Genomic DNA, 2,232 nt, shown 5'->3' on the forward strand with positions numbered 1-2,232 from the left:
CTGCAAGTGTTTCTCGACATCGCCCACAAAGGCCGCGGCCTGGTGGGTTGCCTGGACACCGCCGAACGCCTGCGTGCCGGGGACGAACCGCGTTATCGCGTCCTGGGCGACCTGGCCGGCAGCGACCCGAAGCAGTTGAGTTGGCGACTGAGCGGCAGCGAACATGCCGCGCCGGACTACGAGTTCATCATGACCCTGGATGAAGTCTGGGCCGGTTTCGGCAATGCCGGCACCGCCACCCTCAGTGGCCGGGTGTTGCGCCTGGACCGCCCGCTGGCCGAGCCGGAACTCGACAACCAGTTCATCGCCGTCAAGCAACGCTTTCCCGAAGCCAGGGAGCGCATACCGCTAAGCCCGAAGCTCCTGGCCTGGCTGGTGTCGCCCGAGCACCGGCTGTTTCACCAGCTCTGGCACGCCTCGCGGGACAAATGGCACACCCTCGACGAAGACAAACGCAACGCTCTGCGCGGCCTTGGCTGGCAGCCCGGGCCGCGAGACAACGAGCGTGACGCCCGTGGGCCGCGCAAGGATCGCAACGGCTCGGGGGTGGATTTCTTTTTCATGCACCGGCACATGCTCGGCACGGCGCGTTCGTTCCAGCCGTTGCCGTCGTGGCCGCGTTTTCCTTTGCCGCAACCGGAGCTGGAACGCGATCGCCAGGGCTTTGCCCGGTATTTCGATAACGTCGACGGCACGGCGCTGCCGCCGACCTGGCTGGCCCGTGGCGATGAGCAGTACGCTCAATGGGTCAGCGACATCAAGACCGCCGAGACCTACCACAGCAATTTTCAGGTCTGGGAGTCGCGCTATCGCGATCCGCGCTACCTGTCGAAGCTGACCTTGGGCCAGTTCGGTTCCGAGGTGGAACTGGGCCTGCATGACTGGCTGCACATGCGCTGGGCCTCGGTGCCCAGGGACCCGTCCAACGGTCATCCGGTGCCGTTCGCCCGTGATCAGGCGGACTTCGCCCAGCGCTGGTTCGAAGCGGAGAACGATTTCCTGGGCGATCCGTTTTCGTCTCACGTGAGCCCGGTGTTCTGGGCCTTCCACGGCTGGATCGACGATCGCCTCGAAGACTGGTTCCGCGCCCACGAGCGTTTCCATCCGGGCGAAGTCAGCCGGCTGCAAGTCAACGGCGTACCCTGGTTCGCCCCGGGCCGCTGGGTGGAAATCGCCGACCCCTGGCTGGGCCCGGACACCCATGGCTGCAGTACCACGCCGGGGCTGCAGGTCGGCCGCTCGGTGGAAATGGACCCGGAAACCATGAAACTGGCGCTGCGCATCACCTTTGGCAGCGATGACGACAAATTCTCCAGACTGTTGCGCCGCGTGCCACAACGGCCGTGGTACGCGCGTAACCTGAAGTCCAAGCCGGTTTGACTTTTCCTTTGTGCGACACCTGCCTTTGTGGCGAGGGAGCTTGTGCTTTTTGTGGCGAGGGAGCTTGCTCCCGCTGGGCTGCGCAGCAGCCCTAAAACCAGTCGCCTCAAAACATCTGACGCACCGAGGTGCTGACCAATGGGGCCGCTACGCCCGAAGCGTCGGACCGGCCCAGCGGGAGCAAGCTCCCTCGCCACGGGTTTCACTTGGCTTTAGGTGGCTAGCGCGGCGCGGCAATGTCCAGGGCGCGGTTTGCCAGGAGCTCACCGAGCTCGATCATCTGCTGGATCCCCAACGCCAAATGCCGTCGCGAGCCTTCCAGGGCGAAGGCAAGGTCGCTGGCCATCGCATTCGCCGAGGCGAGGGTTTCGCTGAGGTTGGCGAGCAGGCATTCGATGTCGGCGTCTGGTACGACGGTGAATAACGGGCTGGGGGATTCTTCGGGGGGATTGGGGGTGGCTTTGAACATTGTGCAGCTCCTGGTTATGAACAAGGCGCTGCCAGAACATCACTTGCAGATGATGGGTGGCAGCTATGCGCGGGTCTGCAAGACCGGGAAACCAGGAACCCGGCAGACCCGAAGGTCTCCCGCACACAGCCGCCATTAAGCGACACGGATATGTCGATTGGCTTGTGGCGATGCGCCTGGTATTTCGCCGGGCTTGCAGACCCGATCACTGATGGGCAGTGACGAGGTACAAGTTATCGACAGAGTGGCAGGCGCACAAGCCGGCGGATTCTGGCGTAGTTGTAGGCAATGACGCAAGGCAACGTAGCCTCGCTCGGACGGCTTACATGGCCTGATAAACAGAACCAAAGCCGAACACAATTTGTGAGCACACCAATCCCCCG

The 2,232-nt window shown here is 63.5% G+C and carries 1 protein-coding gene and 1 pseudogene; one reads left to right on the forward strand and one right to left on the reverse strand.

Annotated features, from left to right (window positions below; genetic code table 11):
- The coding region (gene pvdP, locus ACE04F_RS11015) for a pyoverdine maturation tyrosinase PvdP (RefSeq protein WP_486106618.1) at positions 1 to 1,380 on the forward strand (1,380 nt) is incomplete at its 5' end.
- Between the two features lie 220 nt (positions 1,381 to 1,600).
- On the opposite strand, the pseudogene ACE04F_RS11020 reads toward pvdP, so the two are convergent.
- Positions 1,601 to 1,807, reverse strand: a pseudogene (locus tag ACE04F_RS11020) (DUF6124 family protein); the annotation flags it as partial.
- Positions 1,808 to 2,232 lie beyond the last annotated feature (425 nt).

The organism is Pseudomonas sp. AGC41 (genome assembly GCF_057334555.1).